Origin of the sequence: Streptomyces sp. NPDC019443, from assembly GCF_044389785.1 — a bacterium.
GTDB lineage: Bacteria > Actinomycetota > Actinomycetes > Streptomycetales > Streptomycetaceae > Streptomyces.
In genome coordinates this window covers 1-19,546 of sequence record NZ_JBIRYJ010000001.1, presented here as the reverse complement: position 1 = coordinate 19,546, position 19,546 = coordinate 1, and the positions used below count along the sequence as shown (strand labels likewise).

The window sequence follows — 19,546 nt, the reverse complement described above, 5'->3', positions numbered from 1 at the left end:
GACCTCTGCGCGTTCACGCCGCGACGCACACCCCGATCTTCGGGCCCATCTCCACGGTGCCCCGGACAGCTGTCACCCCGCGCTGCGACAGCACCGCCGTCACTTTGTGCGCACCCGGGCCCACTTGATCGCCGTTCGACGGCGAGAGGATGGCCGCGACCCGGCAGTCCTCGTCCAGCTCCAGCAGGCTGGTGAAGCGTGTCTCACCCGCCAGCGGCGCCCTCAAGGCACCGCCGAGCAACGCGATCGCCGCCTGCCGCATCGCCTCGAACGCCAGCATCCCCGGCACATGGTCCAGCGGGTGGTCGAAGAGCGTCGGATGGTCGGTCAGAATCCGCAGCGGCCGGGTGCCCGTCTCGTCGAGGTCTCCGACCACCACGTCCCTGGACGATTCCCGCCCCACCAACTGCGGGTCCACCGGAGCCACATACGGCGGCTCGCCCGGTTCCCCCGACCGCTCGGCCTGGCGCATTCGCGCGTAGACCCGGGAGCCCACACAGCGCAGCCAGCCGGCACCGTGGGCGCAAACGACCCCGTCCCGCACGAACTCGACGGCCACCCGCATGGCGTCGACACCGCGCGCCCGGTGGCGGATCTCGCCGACCTTCACCCGCGCCAGCAGCTCAACGGGGCTGTCCGACAGCGTCATCCGTTCGGGGAAACATCGCCACGTCAGACGCTGCATCAGAAAGGAATGCTCCAGCGGGATTCCATAACCACTGTGTGCAATAAGAATTCCCGCCTGGCGCAACGTTTCCACGACCAGGAGTGGGTCAATCATGCTACCGCCGATACTGTAGAAATTGTGGCGCTGCGGCCACTGCACAGCACAGACAAAACTGTCCGGACCCGATTGGCGCCAGTCCGTGAGAAAGACCTCCGAGACTGCCGCACGATGCACCAATTCCCGGGCGACCGTGGACTGGTACGAAAGCCCCTGCATCTCCGGACAACCCCGCGGCTGCCCCGGATCAGGTAAAGCCCTATTCACACTCGCACACACATCGGGCACGACAGACATCGCCCCTCCCCCCTCGATGAATCTCAGATCCAGAACATACCAACCGACAGGTCCTCCACGGTGTGACATGGCTCACCCCTGCCAAGTCCCGCCCCCGGAAGGGCTGTTACTCGCGAACAGGAGGCGGAGGCAGGGCGCCCATTTACCGCTTCAGCCAGGCCAAATGCGCGCCTTGGCAAGGGAATCGGAGTTCGACCCTGCGCACGTAATACCCAGTTGACTGAACAGGGCGACCGGTATGTACTGGTCCCGCCACCGCCGCCGGTCTCAGCTCGATCACACGACGCGCAATCTGAAGCATGGTTACGAAGCGCAGTCACGCCATTACGAAACGGGGTCAAGGGGAATGGCTACAGCAGCACAATCGATAAGCCGCGAAAGCCTCACCGGTTCAGCCGACGACTATTCTGCGCTACCCGCGTTGCGCGAGCGTGACGAGGAGTTGTCCGTTCTGCGCAATCTCTTCCGGGACACTCTGGAAGGAAACAGCCGGATCGCGGTCGTGAGCGGGGCGGCCGGCCATGGCAAGACGGAACTGCTCGGCATGCTCGCCGACGACGCACAGCGCGCAGGAGCCCTGCATCTGTCCGCCACGGCCTCGCGCACCGAGCAGTCCATTCCCTTCGGAGTACTGGCCCAGCTCTTCCGCTGTGAGGGTCTGCCCGCGGAGCTGGACACCCGCGTCGGCCAACTGCTGGACGAAGCCCTGTCCGTCGCTTCCCGCACCGCGGACGACGTGGACGGCATCTCCCCGCGGGTGTTCCATCAACTGAGCCTGGCTCTGCGCGACCTCATCGACTGGGTGCCCGGACCGCTGCTGATCAGCATCGACGACGTGCAGTACGCGGACACCTGTTCGCTGCAGTGCCTGTCGGCCGTGGTCCGGCGGCTACCGTCTGCCCCAGTACTGATCGTACTCAACGAGTGCCCTCCGCCGTGGCCGTCCAGCTCGCTGCTCAAGGCCGAGCTGCCGCCTGAGCCGCGCACCCTCCGGCTGCGCCTGTCCCCGCTGTCGCACCGGGCTGTACACGATCTGCTCGCCCAGCAGCTGGGGCCGCGTACGGCCGACGCCCTCAGTGCGGACTGCCTTGCTGCCACCGGCGGGAACCCGCTGCTGCTCCGCAGGCTGATCGAGGACAACCGGGTGTCGGACGAGCCCGGTCCCCGCACGCTGCGGATCGGACTGCAATTCGAGCGCGCGGTGCTCGACTGCCTCTACCGGTGCGACCCCTCGCTGCGCACAGTCACCCGTCAACTGGCCGTCCTCGGCGACCCGGTGGCGGCCCCGCTGCTGAGCCGGCTCTCGGGTCTGGACCCGCAGTCCCTCGCCCAGGCCCTGACCACGCTGGAAGAGACCGGAATCCTGGTCGGCGGCGAGTGGCGCCATCCCCGCGCACGCGCCGCGGTGCTGCACGGCATGTCGGCGGAGGAGCGTGCCGTCCTCCACATCAAGACCGCAACGGCGCTGTTCAAGAACGGCACACCGGTGATCACGGTGGCCCGGCATCTCATCGCCGCCGGCCGCATCGGCTCCTCCTGCGAAGTCACCGTCCTCCATGACGCGGCCGAGGAGGCGCTCGCCGATGGCGACACCGCGCTTGCGTTCAACTGCCTTTCTCTGGCGTTCCTTTACAAGGGCAGCGACGAGCATCGGGCCACCACGACCGCCATGCTGCTGCGTACCGAGTGGCGGGCGGACCCCGTCACCGCCGCCCGCCGGACCCCCGCGCTGATCAGTGCCGCCCAGCGGCTCACCGGGCGGCATGTGTCCGCGCCGATCGATTCCCTGCTGTGGTTCGGCCACGCCGACATGGCCCGGGTCACCATGGAGCAGATCGAGCAGCGTGCCCAGCAGTCGCGGGACCTGGAGGCCTCCGCTCATCTGCACGCCTCCCGTTCGATCCTCACCCTGCTCTATCCGGCGGCCGCCGAGAGCCCGGGCGACGGAGCCTCCCCGGACGACGGGACGGACACGCTGCTGCGGGCGTCCTCGCGGTCCCAGGCCGTCCTCGCACTGTGCAGAGTACTGCGTGACGGACCCAGCCCCGATTCCGTACTCGTGGCCGAACAGACGCTCGTCGGTAGCCAGTTGAACGACCAGACCCTGCTGCCGCACGTCTCCGCGATCGGAATCCTGCTCCTCAACGACCGGCTCGCTGCGGCCGAGCACTGGATCGACACCCTCGTCACGGCCGCGAAGCACCAGTCGGCGCCGACCTGGGAGGCCGTCTTCACCAGCCTCGCGGCCAAGCTCGCCCTGCGCCGCGGCGACCCGGCGACCGCCGCCCGGTACGCGGAGCGGGCGCTCGCGCAGCTCCCGCCGCAGGGCTGGGGCGTGATGATCAGCCTGCCGCTGAGCGTCCTGCTGGAGGCCCACGCCCTCATGGGCGGCCGGGACGACGCACTCGCCCAGCTCCAGGTGACCCCGCCGGACACGATGCTCGGCACGCCGCTGGGGATGCGCTATCTGCGGGCCCGGGGCCGCGCCCTGCTCGCCAACGGCCAGCTCCAGGCCGCCCTGGAGGACTTCCTCACGGTCGGCGAGCTCGCGGTGCGCTGGCGAATGGACGTCCCGGCGCTGCTGTCCTGGCGGACCGACGCGGCGCAGATCTATCTGCGCGGCGGCGACACCGAGCGGGCGCGGCAGCTGGCCGCGGAACAGCTCGGCCTGGCCAAGGCGGACCAGCACCGCGTGCGCGCGGTCTCCCTGCGCATGCTCGCCGCCGCAAGTCCGCTGCCGGAGCGGCCCAAGCTGCTGGCCCGCGCGGTCGAGGCGGCCCAGCAGTGTGCGGGTCGGCTCGAACTGGCCTACGCGCTCTACGACATGGGCTGGGCGCACCAGGAACTCGGCCAGTACAGCAAGGGCCGGATGGCGCTCCGCCGGGCGCAGCAGATCTCCGAGGAGTGCCGTGTGCCGCTGCCCGCGCGCACCCAGCCGGACGGGCCGGGATCCCAGCAGAGTGCCGCGATCAAGGGCGACGGCGAGGAATTGGCCGGCACCCTCAGCGACGCGGAGATGCGCGTGGCCACGCTGGCCGCCCGCGGGCATAGCAACCGCCAGATAGCAGGCAAGCTCTTCGTCACCGTCTCCACGGTCGAGCAGCACCTCACCCGCGTCTACCGCAAGCTCGGCATCAAGCGGCGGAGCGATCTCGCCTTCGCCCTGTACGACGGTGCCGCGGTCCGGGTCGCCTAGGGCGTGTTTTAGAAGTCCCTCCCCCAGAGCTTCGCCTGGGAGGTGCCCCCAGCCCCGCGACGCCTGGCACGCACTCCCCCAGCTACCGCTGGGAGGTGCCCCCACCGCCTTGCGATTGCACGCACCGGACGCCGCGGGGCCCGCCCTGCGGGCGGACGGCGCTACTTCCAAAACACGCCCTAGCACCGGGGCACCGTGATCGCCGTGACGACCAGTCCGTTGCCGACCCTCCAGTTGCCCGAGAACGCCTCGATCCGCCGTCCTTCCACGACGGGGCCGGGCACCAGGAGGCCGGCGCGGAAGGTCCGGGTGCGTGGGTCGATGGCGATGTCGGCCTCGTGGAAGTCCAGCCAGCGTCCGGTCAGCGGGTACCAGGCCTTGTACACGCTCTCCTTGGCGCTGAACAGCAGCCGGTCCCAGAAGATGTCCGGCTGCCGGTCCGCCAGGCCGGCCAGCCGGATCCGCTCCCCGGGAAGCGCGACCGACTCCAGCACCCCGGGCGGCAGCGGCAGTCCGGGCTCCGCGTCGATGCCCAGGGAGGCGACTTCGGCCGTACGGGCGACCGCCGCCGCACAGTATCCGGCGCAGTGCGTCATGCTGCCGACCGTGCCGCCCGGCCATACCGGTGCGCCGTCCGTTCCGGTCAGGATGGGGACGGGCCCGACATCGAGTCTCCCGAGAGCTCTTCGGGCGCAGCCGCGGACGGTCGCGAACTCCTGTCGGCGCCGCTCGACCGAGTCGGCGACGATCTCCTGCTCCTCGGGGAACAGCTCGGGCACCGGATCGGGGCGGAACGCCTCCTCGACGGCGACCCACGGCGGCACCAGGCTCTCGATCACCGGCGGCCCGCCCCAAGTGCGGCCGCCGGGAGGATCTCCCGCAGCCGTCCGGGATCGCCGGGCCGCTGCCGCCACTCCCTGGGGTAGCCGACCGACACCTCGACGAAGGGCACCCCGTCGTAGTACGTAGTCCGCGGAATGTGCAGATGGCCGTAGACCACGGCGGTCGCACGGAAGCGCCGGTGCCAGTCGGCCGTGCGCTCGGTGCCGCACCACTGGGCGAACTCCGGGTACCTCAGCACCCGGGTCGGTTCGCGCACCAGCGGATAGTGGTTGACCAGTACGGTCGGCAGCGCCGGGTCGACGGCGCTGAGCCGCGCCTCGGTGAGGGCGAGCCTGGCCCGACACCACGCCTCGCGGCTGGGGTACGGGTCCGGGTGCAGCAGCATCTCGTCGGTGCAGACCACCCCCGCGTCGTACGCGCGGGCCAGCGCGGCCTCCTTGCTCGAGGTGCCGACGGGCCTGAACGTGTAGTCGTACAGGAGGAACAGGGGAGCGACGACCACCGGGCCGTGCTCGCCCTCCCACACCGGATAGGGGTCCTCGGGGGTACGGACGTCCAGCCGGCGGCACATCTCCACCAGCCTCTGGTAGCGCGCCTCGCCGCGGAGCTGGACCGGGTCGCCGGGCGGTGTCCACAGCTCGTGGTTGCCGGGGGACCACACCACGGTGGCGAACCGGTCCCGCAGGAGGGTCAGGGCCCATTCGACGTCCTCGAACCGCTCCCCCACATCACCGGCCAGGAGCAGCCAGTCCCGGTCCGCCGCGGGCCGTAGCCGCTCGACGATCTCCCGGTTCTCCGGATGCCCGATGTGCAGGTCGCTGATGGCGAGGAGCCGTGGTGCGGTGCTCATCGGGGCGACTCTGCGAGAGCGGTGTCACGGGTCCGGCCGGTGAATGCGCGGCGAATTTCCGCCGCGACCTCGTCCGTGTGCCCGTCCAGATAGAAATGCCCGCCGGGAAACACCTGCACCTCGGTTCCGCCCGTCGAATGAGCCCGCCATGCGGAGGCGTCCTCGATCGTGGTGACCGGGTCGGCGTCACCGACAAGGACCGTGATCGGGCAGGCGACTTGTGCGTCCGGAGGCGTCACATGCGTTTCGAGCGCCTTGTAGTCGGCGCGAATAACCGGCAGCAGCAGGGCCAGCAATTCCTCGTCCCCGAGAATGCTCTGGTCCGTGCCGCTCAGTCGGCGCATCTCGGCGACGACCGTGGCGTCGTCACGGAGATGGATCCGGTCCCGGTGCGGAACCGAAGGCGCGCGGCGCGCGGAGAGGAAGAGCGCCACGGGCCCGTCGCCGGGCGCAGCGTCCTCGAAACGGCGGGCCACCTCGAAGGCGAGGACGGCACCCAGGCTGTGCCCGAAGAAGGCGTAGCTGCCGGACAATTCGGCACGGAGCACATCGAAGACGGCGTCCGCCAGTTCCGTCAGGCTCTCGGCGAAGGGTTCCTGGCGCCGGTCCTGGCGGCCCGGATACTGCACGGCCAGCACCTCGGCTCCGGGAGCAAGTGCGCGCGACAGCGGCACAAAAGAACTCGCCGCCCCGCCCGCGTGAGGAAAGCAGACCACTCGCGCATCGCTGTCCGGCAGCGGCGTAAAGCGCCGAATCCAGGAACTCGCCTCGCTCGCTTCATTCGAAATAGCCACGACCGGAGCGTACGCAGACGCACTGTGGCCGGAAACCCCTAGGAAATAGGGCCGACCCGAGCTGAACGCAGCCTGCTCCCCCACCCCTATTCCTACCCCTACCTCCCCCCTATCCGGCCTCGGGAACCTTGAGCCGGAGGGCGCAGGGGAGGTTGGGTGGCAGGTGAATCGATCACACACGCGAAAGGACCTGGGCGTGCTGCTGGACGGCGAGCGGGATCGCACCCGAGCCATTGACGCGGCCGAGGCCGAGGACCTCATTCGCGGAATCTGTTTCAAGACCGGTCCGCCGCGGCGTACCGGCGTCGAAGTCGAATGGCTGCTGCAGGATCTGCACGATCCCGCCGCCCCGCTCCGGCCCGGGCGGATCACGGCCGCGCTCACCGCGGTCCGCGCCCTTCCCCTGCGGTCGGCCCTGACCTTCGAGCCCGGCGGCCAGCTCGAACTCAGTTCTCCCCCAGCGGACTCACTCTCCGACGGCGTGGCGGTGATGAGGGCCGATCTCGCTCTGGTGCAGGGCTCCTTGAAGCCCCACGCGCTCTCCCTCTCCGGCCATGGGCACGATCCGTGGCACGCTCCGCGCCGACTGCTCGACGCGCCCCGCTACACCGCCATGGAGGCGTACTTCGACCGGTTCGGGCCGGAGGGCCGCGCCATGATGTGCAGCACCGCCTCCGTCCAGGTCTGCGTCGACGCAGGCCAGGAGGAGCCCGGCCCGCTCGGCCACGCGGACCGCTGGCGACTGGCTCATCTCCTGGGGCCGGTTCTCGTAGCGGCCTTCGCCAACTCCCCGCTGCGTCAGGGCTCTCCCACCGGCTGGAAGTCCACCCGCCAGGCCGTCTGGACCGCACTCGACCCCGGCCGCGCCCTCGCGCCGGCCGGACACGCCGACCCGCGGTCCGCCTGGGCCGGGTACGCCCTGGACGCGCCCGTGCTGTGCATCAGGAGGGACGAGCGCCCGTGGGATGTCCCGGTGGGGCTCACCTTCCGGGACTGGGTCCGCGGCAAGGGTCCGAGGGCGGCCACCGCGGACGACCTCGCATACCACCTCACCACCCTCTTTCCTCCGGTGCGCCCGCGCGGCCATCTGGAGCTGCGCATGATCGACGCGCAGCCCGGCGAGGAGGGCTGGATCGTGCCGCTCGCCGTCACCAGCGCCCTCTTCGACGATCCGGAGGCCGCCGAGCGTGCCTACCACGCGGTCGCACAGCTCTCCGGTGACGAGAACGACGGTCGCGCACCCCGCAGTCCACTGTGGCGCAACGCCGCACGTTACGGTCTGGCCGCGCCCGGGCTGCAGGCCGCGGCCGACCTCTGCTTCACCGCGGCGCTGGAGTCACTGGCCGGGTCCGGTGCGGCCCCTTCGGTCCAGTCGGCCGTCGCCCGCTTCCACGAGCGCTATGTGTCCAGGGGCCGTTGCCCCGCCGACGACGTTCTCGCATCCCTACCCGTACCCCCGTCAGGGAAGGACAGCAGTTCATGACCGCCCATGAGCCGGCCGGAGCTGCCGCGCCCGCCGACCCCGAGGTCCTGCGCCTGCGTGCCGCAGTGGCCCTGACGGCAGCGCGCGACCGCACCGACGTCCTCACCTCCTGTGTGGAGGACCCCGAACTCATAGCCCAGCACTCGCCTCTGATGTCGCCCCTGGTGTGGGATCTGGCGCACATCGGCAACCAGGAGGAGCAGTGGCTGCTGCGCACCCTGGGCGGGCGCGAACCGTTGCGCCCCGACATCGACAAGGTCTACGACGCGTTCGAGCATCCCAGGGCCGAACGCCCCGCCCTGCCGTTGCTGCCGCCCGCCGAGGCGCGCACCTATGTCGCCGACGTCCGGGCGCGCGTCCTGGACGTACTGGAGGGGACTTCGATGGAGGGCCGGGGGCGGCTCGCCGACGCCGGATTCGTGTTCGGCATGATCGCCCAGCACGAACAGCAGCATGACGAGACCATGCTGATCACACACCAGCTGCGCCGCGGGCCCGCGGTGCTGACTGCCCCCGCCCCGCCGCCGGCCCCCGCCGACGCATCATCGCTGCCGCCGGAAGTCCTGGTCCGCAGCGGCCCGTTCACCATGGGCACCTCGGCCGAGCCGTGGTCCCTGGACAATGAGCGGCCCGCTCACGAACGCTCCGTACCGGCCTTCTTCATCGACACCACCCCGGTCGGCAACGCCGCCTACTCCCGCTTCATCGAGGACGGCGGCTACCGGGACCAGCGCTGGTGGGCCCCGGCCGGGTGGTCACACGTCCAGCAACACGGGCTGCACGCACCGCTGTTCTGGACACGGGACGGCGGAGTGTGGCTACGCCGTCGCTTCGGGGTCGTGGAGCCCGTACCCGCCGACGAACCGGTGCTGCACGTGAGCTGGTACGAAGCGGATGCGTACGCTCGCTGGGCCGGGCGGCGGCTGCCCACGGAGACCGAGTGGGAGAAGGCCGCCCGGCACGACCCGGCGACCGGCCGGTCCCTGCGCCATCCCTGGGGCGACACCGACCCCACCCCCGTCCACGCCAACCTCGGCCAGCGCCATCTGCGGCCGGCGCCGGTGGGCAGCTACCCCGAGGGTGCCTCGCCCCTCGGGGTGCGGCAGCTGATCGGGGATGTGTGGGAGTGGACGGCGAGCGACTTCCTGCCGTATCCCGGATTCGCCGCTTTCCCCTACCGGGAGTACTCGGAGGTCTTCTTCGGCAGTGACCACAAGGTGCTGCGCGGCGGCTCCTTCGCGGTCGATCCGGTCGCTTGCCGCGGCACCTTCCGCAACTGGGACCTGCCCATCCGCCGCCAGATCTTCTCCGGATTCCGTACCGCCCGTGACGCGGAGGACTCCTGATGTGCCGTCATATCGCCTATGTGAGGCCTCCAGTGCGTGTCGGCGATCTGCTGGTGGCCCCGGATCACGGTCTGCTTCGCCAGTCGTGGGCGCCGAGGACCCCGCGGTCCGGGGTCACCGTCGCGTCGGAACCGTACGACGACTCCCCGCTGTGGACCGAGGTTCCCGACCGATCCCAGCTCTTCGCCACCCGTACCGATGTCCTTGTGACCCCGCTGTCCTTGTGACCCCACTCAAGGAGCCTTGTCCGTGAGCTCGTTCACCCTCACCCGCACCCTGCCCGCCGACGCCGGCGACGACGCCCTGCGCGCCGATGTCACCAAGGGCCTGGGCGGGGGCCCCAAGCACCTGCCGGCCAAGTGGCTGTACGACGCGCGCGGCAGCGAAATTTTCGAGGAGATCACCAGGCTGCAGGAGTACTACCCGACCCGCGCCGAGCGCGAGATCCTCATCGACCGGGCCTCGGACATCGCGGCGGCGACCGGAGCCCGCACCCTGGTGGAGCTCGGCTCCGGCTCCTCCGAGAAGACCCGGCATCTGATCGACGCGCTGGCCGGCCTGCGCACGTACGTCGCGGTCGACGTGAGCCCGAGCGCGCTCGAACAGGCCGGCCGCGAGCTTCTGGCGGACCATCCAGGCCTCGACGTGCACGCCCTCGTCGCCGACTTCCAGCACGGCCTCCGGCTCCCCTCCGCGCCCGGGCCGCGGCTCGTCGCCTTCCTCGGCAGCACGATCGGCAATCTTCTTCCCGCCGAGCGCGCCGAGTTTCTCTCCGGTGTGGCCGGCCTGCTCTCGCCCGGCGACGCGTTCCTCCTGGGTACCGACCTGGTGAAGGGCGAACAGGAACTCGTCGCCGCGTACGACGATGCGGCGGGCGTCACAGCGGAGTTCAACAAGAACGTCCTCAGCGTGCTCAACCGGGAGCTGAACACGGACTTCGACCCCGCCGCCTTCGACCACGTGGCGGTCTGGGACGCGGAGCACGAGTGGATCGAGATGCGGCTGCGGGCACGCGAGGAGCTGACCGTCAAGATCCCGTCGCTCGGTCTCGCGGTGCACTTCGCGGCCGGCGAGTACATCCGTACCGAGATCTCGGCGAAGTTCCGGCAGGAGGGCGTACGCGCCGAACTGGCCGCCGCCGGGCTGGAACTGCGGCACTGGTGGACCGACCGGGCCGGCCGTTTCGCCGTGTCTCTGGCGGTCCGCAGCTGATCCTCCGGCCGAGCCGCCGAACGCGCCGGTGCCCCGGCCCCTGCTCAGGCAGGGGTCCGGGGCACCGGCATATGCGCTGCCCTCACATATGGGGGCAGCGCATATGGGTCGGGACCTGTGGCCGGTTACGGGGGTTTCCCGGCCACAGGTCCCGAGTGCGTGGCGAGGCCTGGTGAACAGGCCCCGTGGCGCAGTCTCCTCGTCAGCTGGAGACCGTCACCTCACGCCCCTCATCGGCCGGGACGGCGGTCGAGGAGGGAGCCTTCTTGAGGTTGAGCGCGACCAGCGCGCCCAGCACCGCTGCCCCGGCGGCGACCCAGCCGGCGGCTCGCAGTCCGTCGACCACATCGGCGACCGCCGGAGTCGCGGCGCCCGCGCTCACGTCAAGGCCGGAGTTGGCGATGACGATGAGGGCAGCGAGGCCCACGGCAGCACCGACCTGCTGCGCCGTGGAGGCCAGCGCGGAGGCGACGCCCTGCTCACTGGCGTCCACACCGGAACCGGCAGTGGCAAAGATCGTGGTGAAGGCGAGGCCGCCACCGAATCCGTAGATGGCCACGCCGGGCAGGACCGACCAGTACGTGCCGCCGGTCGACATTCCGGCAGCCATCGCGGCCATGCCGATGCCGTAGACGAGCATGCCGATGAACAGGGTCGTACGCAGGCCGCTCTTGTTCAGCATCGAAGCCGCGACCTTGCCGCCGGCGATCATCGCAAGCAGACCCAGCGGCAGGAAGGCGAGGCCGGCCTGCAGCGCGTCGTATCCCAGGATGTTCTGGATGTACGTCGTGAAGAGGTAGTAGCCGCCGCTCAGCGCGCTCATGTGCAGGAACGCGACCAGCATCGAGGTGATGAGGCTGCGGTTGCCGAACATCCGCAGAGGGGCCAGCGGGGCGCTCGTCTTCGCCTCGATCAGGAAGAACGAGGCGATCAGCAGGGCACCGACGACCAGCGAACCGAGCGCCCGCGGAGCGGTCCAGCCCGCCTCGGGCCCACTGACCAGGCCGAAGACGACCAGCGTGGCGCCGACCGTGACCACCAGCGCACCAGGAACGTCGAAGCCCCCACGGTCACCCGAGCGGGGAGCATCGGGAGCGAGCAGCAGGGGCGCACCGATCAGCGCGATGACGACCAGAGGAACCATCGAGAAGAACACCCAGGCCCAGCCGAGGCTGCCGGTGAGCACACCGCCGAGCAGCGCGCCGGCGGCCAGGCCACCGCTTCCGGTGGAACCCCAGACGGCCAGCGCCCGGTTGCGCTCACGCCCCTCGGCGAAGCTGGTGACGATCAGCGTCAGCGTCGACGGGAACAGAAGCGCGCCACCCAGACCCTGCACCGCACGGGCGAGGACCAGTACCTCGGGCGAGTTGGCCAGGCCGCCGACCAGGGCAGAGACACCGAACAGGACGAGGGCGATGACGAACACCCGGCGCGCACCGAGCCTGTCGGCCGCGCGGCCGCCGAAGAGCAGGAAGCCACCGAAGGCAACGGCGTACGAGCTCACGACCCACTGCAGGGTCTGGGGCGAGAAGCCCAGAGCGTCGCCGATGTCGGGCAGCGCCACGAAGACGATGTTGTAGTCGATCGCGATGATGAACTGGGCCAACGCCAGCAGCGCAAGCCTGAGGCCGGCTCGCTGGTGCGACTGGCTAACGGAACCATCCACTGGATCGGACCCTTTCAGGGAGACGAGGAGAGGGAGAGGAGGGAGTAAGAGGAGTGGAGACAGCGCGCCAGCGACCGGCCGGTGCATGCCGTTCGAATACTAAGCACTGTTCAGACTTAACACTGAGGATAATAGTGGCACGGCGTAGAGTGTCAAGCGTGCCCGGAGAACAGCCGTGCCCGGGGAACAGGTCGGCCCAGGGGAACAGGCCGGCCCGGGGAACAGGTCGGCCCCGGGCGGTGGACACCGACCAGGGCCGACCAGCGACGCGTGCGACAGAGACGTGTGCGACAGAGCGGGATCAGGTCCCCAGGACGGGACCGAGAACGATCGGCAGCTTCCCGATCACGCGCAGAGAGGTGCCGGGCCAGCGCTCCGGACCCTCCTCGGCAAGCCGCACATCGTGCTTGATCAGGGCGCCGAGCGCCTCCTGGGCGATCATCCGGGCAACCGGCGCGGCGACACAGAAGTGAATGCCGTGGCCGAACCCCAGGTTCCGGGTCGACGGGCGGGTGATGTCCAGCTTGTCCCCGTCCGGGAAGCTGGCAGGGTCGCGATTGGCGGCCCCCATCATGACGACGACGTACTCCCCCTTGCTCACCGGAATGCCCGCCACCTCGGCGTCCTCCAGCGCCGTACGGGTCACCATCGCCAGCGTGCTGTCGTACCGCAGCAGTTCCTCGACCGCCGCGGGCATTTGGTCCGGGTGCGACCGCAGCCAGTCGACCTGCTCCGGATGGGACAGCAGGTTGTACACCTCGTTGCCGATCATGGCGGCTGTGGCGCCGAAGCCCGCGGCGAGCAGGTTCATCAGGAGCATGGCCAGCTCCCACTCGGTGAGCCGGTCGCCCTCCTGCTCCGCCTTGACCAGTTCACTGATCAGGTCGTCGCCCGGGTTCGCACGACGGGCCGCGACCAGCTCGACACCGGCGTCGATGAAGACGTCGCGGGCGGCGTTGCGCCCCGCCTTCTGCTCGTCGGTGAGGGTGAAGCCCGGGTCCAGACCCCGGCCGCTCTCCTTGGTGTTGGCGAAGAACAGCGGGTGGTACCGGGACGGGATGTCCATCATGTCGCTCAGCACCAGGGCCGGCAGCGGCCGGGACAGCACATCCTGCAGGTCGACCCGGCCGTCCGGACTGTCCGCGAGCGCCTTGGCCAAAAGCTCCTCGGCGTACTGCGCCGCCTTGGGGCGGAGCTGCGCGATCATCTTCGGCGTGAACGCCTTGGAGACCAGCCCGCGTATGCGGGTGTGGTCCGGCGGGTCCATGAACATCAGGATCCGCCCGGACTCACCGCTGGTGGGGTTCTCCACGAACTGATCCGCCACCATCGGATTGACACCCCAGCCGAAGCGGGGGTCCTTCATCACCGACGAGGCTTCCTCGTAGCCGAATACGGCGACGACTCCCTCGGCGGTCCGGAATGCCGAGCCGGACTGCTCCCTGATCGCGTTGTAGTGCGGATAGGGATCCGCGTGAAAATCGGGGTCGAACGGATCGAACGGCAGCGTCTGCCGCGCGACTTCCGGATTGTATGTGATGACGTCTGGAAGCTTTACGGTGGGCGCCTCGGTCATTACTCACATCCCATTTATTGGTTGAGAGCCACTTTCCTTCGACGCAAATTACTGACCAGCCACCCCTACCGCCAACCCCTGAGCCGCAGGCGGAAACCCCTACATCAACGACTGGGGTTGGCCCCGAGGAGCAGCCCCGATAGCTTCGAGCCCGCGCGGCCCGTTCCGCGAAAAGCGGGCCCTCCCGGGCACTCCCAGAATGGCATTTCCGCCCGGGCGCCACATTATGCACTCGCTATCGTGAGGTTGATATGGGTACCGAAAAACATTCGGGCACGGGACAGGATTTCCCTCCGATCCTGGACGGCTTCGATCTGACGGATCAGTCCCGGTTCGCCGAGGGAATTCCGTACGAACTCTTCGCCCGGCTGCGCCGTGAGGCGCCGGTGCTCCGCCACCCGGCGGGCACCCTGCCCGACGGCGAGGGTTTCTGGGTGCTGACCCGGCACGCCGATGTCGCGGCCGCCTCGGTCGACCCCGCCTTCTCCTCGCAGGGCGGCGGGGGGCGGGCCGGCGGCGGCTCCCACCTGGAGGACCTCCCCTACGGCGGCGGTCTCACCGGCACCGTCCTGGCCATGATGGACAACCCGCGGCACGACGTGTTCAGGCATCTGCTCGGCCCCGCCGTCGCCGACGCAGTGGCCAAGCTGGAACCGGCCCTCCGAGCCACTGCAGAAGAACTCGCGGACGCGGCGGTCGCCCGCGGCACCTGCAATCTCGTCGACGACTACTCCGAGCCGTTCTCGCTGCGTTCCGTGGCGATGCTGCTCGGCATCGGGCCCGAGGACTGGGAACAGCTGACCGCCTGGGTGCACGCCGTCCTGGGCTTCACCCACCGCCGGACCGGCAAGGTCGACGAGCAGTCCAAGCAGACCTACACCGACCTGCGGGGGTACTTCACCACCCTGCTCGCCGCCAAGCGCCTGAACCCCGCCGACGACCTCGGCACCGTGCTGGCCGTCGGAGAGCTGCCCGAGGGCTCGGGCCAGCCGCCGCTCTCCGAGGTCGAGCGCGAGGCGAACGCCAGCGTCATGCTGGTGAGCGGCTTCGAGCAGCCGCGGAACACCATCGCCGGGGGACTGCTCGCCTTCGCCCAGCACCCGGAGCAGTGGCGGGAGTTGCGCAAGGACCGGTCCCTGCTGCCGACCGCGGTGGAGGAGGTGCTGCGCTGGCTCCCGGCCAACCCGTACAACCGGCGCACGCTCACCCAGGACGTCGAACTGCACGGCCTGCGGATGCGGGCCGGCGAGAAGGTGACGCTGTGGTGGCCCGCCGCCAACCGGGACGAGTCCGTGTTCCCGCACGCTTCCCGCTTCGACATCCACCGCGACCCGAACCCACATCTGTCCTTCGGGCACGGCGTCCACTACTGCCTCGGTGACGCGTTCGGGCGCCTCGAGATCCGGCTGGCACTGGAGGCACTGCTGGACCGGGTCGAGGAGATCCGGCTGACCGGCTCCGAGACCTGGGCCCCCAACAACAAGCACACCGTGCTGCTCGATGTGCCCGTGGAGCTCGTGCCATGAGTTCACGGACGTACGAAGGCGGGCAGCGGCCCGCCCCGAGCTTTCTCGACGCCCTGGACTCCGGGCGGCTGGAGTGGGGGCTGTTCCACCCCTTCCCCCGGCAGAGCCCGCAGGAGCAGGCCGCGGGCGACGCCACCGTGGCCGGGCTGGAGGCTTTCCTCCGCGCCCGCCTGGACCCTGACGACGTGGACCTGACCGGTGAACTGCCGGCCGGATTCCTGCGGGACCTGCGCGAGAGCGGCTACCTCAAGCTGTGTCTCGACGCGGGGATCGGCGGCCTCGAGCTGTCCGCGTACGACGCGTTCCGCGCCGTGGAACGCGCCGCGAGCTGGTGCATGCCCGCGGGACAGATGCTGGCCATCCAGGCCGGTGTCGGCGCCCCGGCCCTGCTCCCCGCGCTGCCCCCGGGGCCGCTGGCGGATTTCGTGACCACGCGGCTCCAGGAGGGAGCCGTCTCCGGCTTCGGCCTCACCGAGCCCGCCGGGCAGAACAACGCCTGGCCAGGGACGACGGCGACCAGGTCCGAGGACGGCGCCTGCTACGTACTCCGGGGCGAGAAGGTCTTCACCGGCCACGGCCCGGTGGCGGACCTGCTGCCCGTGGCGGCCACCGAGCACGGCCTGGACGGCAGGCGGTTGTGTATCTGCTTCGTGGACACCTCCGCCGCCGGCTTCGAGGTAACCTCCCGCATCGAGTTCACCGGCAGCAGGGGACTCCCCAACGGGGCGCTGCGCCTCGACGAGGTGCGGGTCCCCGCCGAGTACGTCGTACGGAGCGAACCCGAGGATCCGCGGTTCCCGGACCTGATGGCCTCGGCGGTCCTGATCGGCCAGCTGTACTTCACCGCCGCGCCGGCCGTGGCGATTTCGAAGCTCTGCCTGCAGTGGTCCGGCGAGTTCATCGCGCGGCGCAGTGTCAACGGCCGCGGCCTGGGCGAGTACGACGCGATCCAGCGGATACTCGGCGACACGCTCGCCGAGGTGTACGCGGTGGAGAGCGTCATCCGGTGGAGTCTGCTGGACTCCGGCCCGGCCGACCGATGGTTCGAGCGGCTCGCCGCCAAGAACCTCGCGGTGCGCGCCAGTTGGCGGATCGTCGACCGGACGGTGTCGCTGTACGGAGGCGAGGGCATCGAGACCGTACCGAGCAAGCTCCGGCGAGGCGCGCCGCCCGTGCCGTTGGAGCGCAGGCTGCGCGATGCGCGCGGACTGCGGATCGCCGGCAATGTCGACTTCCAGCTCGACAGCCAGGCGGGCCGCAAGCTGCTGGCCCGCCACTACTCCGGCGACGTGGGCGAACCCGGCCAGGGCCTCGGCGCGGAACACCCGGCCGAGGCCGGGCTGTCCCCCGCCAACCGCACCCACCTCGGGTCCGCGAAACAGCAGGTGCAGCGCTTCCACGAGAAGTGCCGTGAGCTGGTCCGCCGCTTCCCGGACCAGGATCTTCTCTTCGAAGAGGAGCACACCGTGATCCTGCTCGGCCGCATCGCGGCCGAACTGTTCGCGGTGTGCGCGGTCCTGGCCAGGGCGGCCGGGCAGAGCGCGGCCGGCGATCCGACCGAGGGCGGGCAGCTCGCAGAGGTGTACTGCACGACGGCCGGGCACCGGCTCGCCGACCTCTGGCGGCAGCTCTACGCGGAATCCGGCTCGCACTCGGGCACCGAGGCCGGACCCGCGTACGCCAAGATCAGCCGCCAGTGGCTGGCCGAGCGGACCTATGCGGACCTGCACGGCGGAGCCGGGGCCTAATGAGCCTCGTCCACCAGCACATGCCCCAGGGACTTGGAGAGGTCCAGCATCTCCGCCCGGTACAGCTTCGCGGGTTCCGAGACCTGGGGCCGCAGGTGGCCGTAGACCTCCAGGGACACCAGGCCGTGCATACGGCCCCATACCCTCAGCGACAGGGCCACGGCCGCCGGGGGAAGATCGGGGAAGGACTCACGGATCAGGCCCGCGAACCCCGGGTCGAAGTCGGACCAGGTGTGGTCGCTACCGATGTGCAGGTGCTGCGCCTTCGGCCAGGCCGCCGCCACAATGCCGGTCAGCACCGCGCAGGCGCGGTGCTCGGCCTCCGCCGCCACGCCGCCCTCGGGCGGCTGATAGTCGGGCACGGGATCGCCGTACACCAGCCGGAACTCCTCCGGGTTGGCGACCGCCCAGCCCCGGTACGCCTGGCCGTACGCCAGGATCTGAGCGGCCGGATCGTCGTGGGGGCGACTGTCGCGGGCCGCCTCCAGCGTGCCGGCGAGGGCGTTGTAGACATCGGCGATCAGCACGCTGACGAGGTTGTCGCGCGTGTCGAAGTAGCTGTAAATGGCACCGGCCGTCATCCCCATGTCACGGGCGATCGCCCGCAACGAGATCGCGGCGGTGCCGCTCGATGCCATGTGCTTGAGCGCGGTGGCCTTGATCTCCGCAGTTGTGGCCTCGCGTAGACGCATCCTCCGGCTTTGAGTCACCTCTCCCATGCTCGACATCTTAGCAGCGTTGAATCATGAACGCTCCGCCCAAATTTTTCACGCCATATAGATTGTGAACGCCGTATAATATTGATGGCTCTCCGAAAGGCTCATGCAATGACGACACACCTCACGACGCAGCCCGCCGCCGCGGCGGGCACCTTCCGGATCGGCGGGGATCTCACCGTCAACCGGCTCGGCTACGGCGCCATGCGGCTCACCGGCCCCGGCATCTGGGGCGAGCCGGCCGACCCCGACGAGGCGGTCCGCGTACTGCGCCGCGCCGTGGAACTCGGGGTGAACTTCATCGACACGGCCGACTCCTACGGCCCCTTCGTCAGCGACCAGCTGATCAAGAAGGCCCTCCACCCCTACACGGACGACCTGGTCATCGCCACCAAGGTGGGCCTCTCCCGGCCAGGACCCGACGACTGGCGCCCGGTCGGCCGCCCGGAATACCTCCGCCAGCAGGTGGAGCTGAACCTCCGCCACCTCGGCGTGGAGACCATCAGCCTGCTCCAGCTGCACCGGATCGACCCCGCGCTCCCGCTGGAGGACCAGGTGGGCGAGCTCGCCGGCCTGCAGCAGGAGGGCAAGATCCGCCACCTCGGCCTGTCCGAGGTAACGGTCGAGGAGCTCGAGAAGGCCCGCGCCGTCGCCGAGATCGTCTCGGTGCAGAACCTCTACAACCTGGCCGAGCGCAAGTCCGAGGACGTCCTGCGCTACGCCGAGCAACAGGGCCTCGCCTTCATCCCCTGGTTCCCCATCGCCATGGGGCAGCTCGCGGAGCCCGGCAGCCCGCTGCAGTCCGTACTCAAGGACCACAACGCCACTCCGGCTCAGCTCGCGCTGGCCTGGTTGCTGCGCCACTCCCCGGCACTGCTCCCGATCCCCGGCACCTCGTCGGTGGCCCATGTGGAGGAGAACACCGCGAGCGCGCTGATCGAACTGTCCGACGAGGAATACCAGGCCATCACCGCCGCCGGCTGACGGCCGCCCGCCCGAGAAGGAGTCCCCCGTGCCCAACACCCATCCGGACCCGGACCACCGTGTGACTGCGGTCCCCGGCACACAGCACATCAGGGTCGAGATAGACGGACAGCTGGTCTCCTCGTCGAGCCGCCCCGTCCTGGTGTACGAGACCGGCCTGCCGGTCCGTTACTACCTTCCGGCCGAGGACGTGAACCTGACGCTCTTCGAGCCGACCGACACCCACACCACGTGTCCCTACAAGGGCGAGGCCTCGTACTGGTCCTTCCACGGCGGGAACACCGGGGCGGACGCGGCGGTACGGACGGACGTGGCCTGGTCGTATCAGGAGCCGCTCCCGTCGGTCCTGGACATCAAGGGGTATCTGTCGTTCTACGACAACGTCGCCGACATCCAGGTGACGGGGGAAGCCCCGGAACCGCCGGCGGTCTGAGGACAGGGAAGGGCGGGTTGGGCACAGGCCCCACCCGCCCTCATCCGTTCCCCTCTGCGACGGTCCAGGTGTCGTTGCCGGTGAGGAGGGCGGCGAGGTCGCCCTTGCCGTTCTGTTCGATGGCGGTGTCGAGTTGGTCGGCCATCATCGTG

At 69.9% G+C, this 19,546-nt stretch carries 16 protein-coding genes; 9 read left to right on the top strand and 7 right to left on the bottom strand.

Translation table 11 applies throughout. From position 1 onward, the window contains the following. Nucleotides 1-13: 13 nt before the first annotated feature. Nucleotides 14-943, bottom strand: coding sequence for a ScbA/BarX family gamma-butyrolactone biosynthesis protein (locus ACH492_RS00080; protein ID WP_398981105.1), 930 nt, complete (start codon nucleotides 941-943; stop codon nucleotides 14-16). Nucleotides 944-1,442: 499 nt separating this feature from the next. Here ACH492_RS00080 and ACH492_RS00075 point away from each other — a divergent pair, with 499 nt between their 5' ends. Next, entirely contained in the window at nucleotides 1,443-4,217 is a 2,775-nt protein-coding gene (locus ACH492_RS00075; RefSeq protein WP_398981102.1) for an AAA family ATPase, read from the top strand. A 179-nt stretch (nucleotides 4,218-4,396) separates the two neighbouring features. Here the strand turns inward: ACH492_RS00075 and ACH492_RS00070 are convergent, their stop codons facing one another. The 3 genes from ACH492_RS00070 to ACH492_RS00060 are packed head-to-tail and all read right to left on the bottom strand — an operon-like array spanning nucleotide 4,397 to nucleotide 6,704. Next, nucleotides 4,397-5,056, bottom strand: coding sequence for a 4'-phosphopantetheinyl transferase (locus tag ACH492_RS00070; protein WP_398981100.1), 660 nt, complete (start codon nucleotides 5,054-5,056; stop codon nucleotides 4,397-4,399). Further along, the gene (locus tag ACH492_RS00065) at nucleotides 5,053-5,910 is read right to left on the bottom strand and encodes a metallophosphoesterase family protein (protein WP_398981097.1); all 858 of its coding nucleotides are present in this window, start codon (nucleotides 5,908-5,910) and stop codon (nucleotides 5,053-5,055) included. The genes ACH492_RS00070 and ACH492_RS00065 overlap by 4 nt, the downstream gene beginning before the upstream one ends. Then, nucleotides 5,907-6,704, bottom strand: a complete 798-nt coding sequence (locus ACH492_RS00060; RefSeq protein WP_398981095.1) for a thioesterase II family protein — start codon at nucleotides 6,702-6,704, stop codon at nucleotides 5,907-5,909. The genes ACH492_RS00065 and ACH492_RS00060 overlap by 4 nt, the downstream gene beginning before the upstream one ends. A 196-nt stretch (nucleotides 6,705-6,900) precedes the next feature. Here ACH492_RS00060 and egtA point away from each other — a divergent pair, with 196 nt between their 5' ends. The 4 genes from egtA to egtD are packed head-to-tail and all read left to right on the top strand — an operon-like array spanning nucleotide 6,901 to nucleotide 10,745. Next, nucleotides 6,901-8,187 carry an ergothioneine biosynthesis glutamate--cysteine ligase EgtA gene (gene egtA / locus ACH492_RS00055; protein ID WP_398981093.1) on the top strand — a complete coding sequence of 429 codons (1,287 nt, stop codon included), beginning with the start codon at nucleotides 6,901-6,903 and terminating at the stop codon, nucleotides 8,185-8,187. Beyond that, nucleotides 8,184-9,533 carry an ergothioneine biosynthesis protein EgtB gene (egtB, locus tag ACH492_RS00050; RefSeq protein WP_398981091.1) on the top strand — a complete coding sequence of 450 codons (1,350 nt, stop codon included), beginning with the start codon at nucleotides 8,184-8,186 and terminating at the stop codon, nucleotides 9,531-9,533. The genes egtA and egtB overlap by 4 nt, the downstream gene beginning before the upstream one ends. Further along, nucleotides 9,533-9,760 (top strand): hypothetical protein, encoded by a 228-nt coding sequence (locus ACH492_RS00045; RefSeq protein WP_398981089.1) that lies wholly within the window; start codon nucleotides 9,533-9,535, stop codon nucleotides 9,758-9,760. Before egtB ends, ACH492_RS00045 begins: the two co-directional genes overlap by 1 nt. A 22-nt stretch (nucleotides 9,761-9,782) precedes the next feature. Continuing rightward, entirely contained in the window at nucleotides 9,783-10,745 is a 963-nt protein-coding gene (egtD, locus tag ACH492_RS00040; protein WP_398981086.1) for an L-histidine N(alpha)-methyltransferase, read from the top strand. 202 nt (nucleotides 10,746-10,947) lie between these two features. Here egtD and ACH492_RS00035 read toward each other — a convergent pair whose 3' ends face one another. Continuing rightward, a complete protein-coding gene (locus ACH492_RS00035) occupies nucleotides 10,948-12,411 on the bottom strand; it encodes an MFS transporter (protein ID WP_398981084.1) in 1,464 nt (487 codons plus the stop codon). 301 nt (nucleotides 12,412-12,712) lie between these two features. Beyond that, entirely contained in the window at nucleotides 12,713-13,987 is a 1,275-nt protein-coding gene (locus ACH492_RS00030; RefSeq protein ID WP_398981082.1) for a cytochrome P450, read from the bottom strand. Between the two features lie 251 nt (nucleotides 13,988-14,238). Here ACH492_RS00030 and ACH492_RS00025 point away from each other — a divergent pair, with 251 nt between their 5' ends. Further along, nucleotides 14,239-15,513, top strand: coding sequence for a cytochrome P450 (locus ACH492_RS00025; protein ID WP_398981080.1), 1,275 nt, complete (start codon nucleotides 14,239-14,241; stop codon nucleotides 15,511-15,513). Next, nucleotides 15,510-17,261: an acyl-CoA dehydrogenase family protein gene (locus ACH492_RS00020; RefSeq protein WP_398981078.1), complete on the top strand. Its 1,752-nt coding sequence runs from the start codon at nucleotides 15,510-15,512 to the stop codon at nucleotides 17,259-17,261. Before ACH492_RS00025 ends, ACH492_RS00020 begins: the two co-directional genes overlap by 4 nt. On the opposite strand, the gene ACH492_RS00015 is transcribed toward ACH492_RS00020, so the two are convergent. After that, complete coding sequence (locus ACH492_RS00015; protein WP_398981076.1) at nucleotides 17,258-17,953, bottom strand: TetR/AcrR family transcriptional regulator; 696 nt, start codon at nucleotides 17,951-17,953, stop codon at nucleotides 17,258-17,260. The genes ACH492_RS00020 and ACH492_RS00015 overlap by 4 nt on opposite strands. Before the next feature lie 135 nt (nucleotides 17,954-18,088). Between ACH492_RS00015 and ACH492_RS00010 the strand changes: the two genes are divergently transcribed. Continuing rightward, nucleotides 18,089-18,961, top strand: coding sequence for an aldo/keto reductase (locus ACH492_RS00010; protein ID WP_398981074.1), 873 nt, complete (start codon nucleotides 18,089-18,091; stop codon nucleotides 18,959-18,961). A 28-nt stretch (nucleotides 18,962-18,989) separates the two neighbouring features. Then, nucleotides 18,990-19,394, top strand: a complete 405-nt coding sequence (locus ACH492_RS00005) for a DUF427 domain-containing protein (protein WP_398981072.1) — start codon at nucleotides 18,990-18,992, stop codon at nucleotides 19,392-19,394. The last annotated feature ends 152 nt before the right edge of the window (nucleotides 19,395-19,546 follow it).

Excerpts from the sequence above, each read along its gene's own strand:
- ACH492_RS00080 (WP_398981105.1), bottom strand. The coding sequence starts at position 943 with ATGCAGGGGCTTTCGTACCAGTCCACGGTCGCCCGGGAATTGGTGCAT.
- ACH492_RS00065 (WP_398981097.1), bottom strand. The coding sequence starts at position 5,910 with ATGAGCACCGCACCACGGCTCCTCGCCATCAGCGACCTGCACATCGGG.
- egtB (WP_398981091.1), top strand. The coding sequence starts at position 8,184 with ATGACCGCCCATGAGCCGGCCGGAGCTGCCGCGCCCGCCGACCCCGAG.
- ACH492_RS00045 (WP_398981089.1), top strand. The coding sequence starts at position 9,533 with ATGTGCCGTCATATCGCCTATGTGAGGCCTCCAGTGCGTGTCGGCGAT.
- ACH492_RS00030 (WP_398981082.1), bottom strand. The coding sequence starts at position 13,987 with ATGACCGAGGCGCCCACCGTAAAGCTTCCAGACGTCATCACATACAAT.
- ACH492_RS00025 (WP_398981080.1), top strand. The coding sequence starts at position 14,239 with ATGGGTACCGAAAAACATTCGGGCACGGGACAGGATTTCCCTCCGATC.
- ACH492_RS00020 (WP_398981078.1), top strand. The coding sequence starts at position 15,510 with ATGAGTTCACGGACGTACGAAGGCGGGCAGCGGCCCGCCCCGAGCTTT.
- ACH492_RS00015 (WP_398981076.1), bottom strand. The coding sequence starts at position 17,953 with ATGCGTCTACGCGAGGCCACAACTGCGGAGATCAAGGCCACCGCGCTC.
- ACH492_RS00010 (WP_398981074.1), top strand. The coding sequence starts at position 18,089 with ATGACGACACACCTCACGACGCAGCCCGCCGCCGCGGCGGGCACCTTC.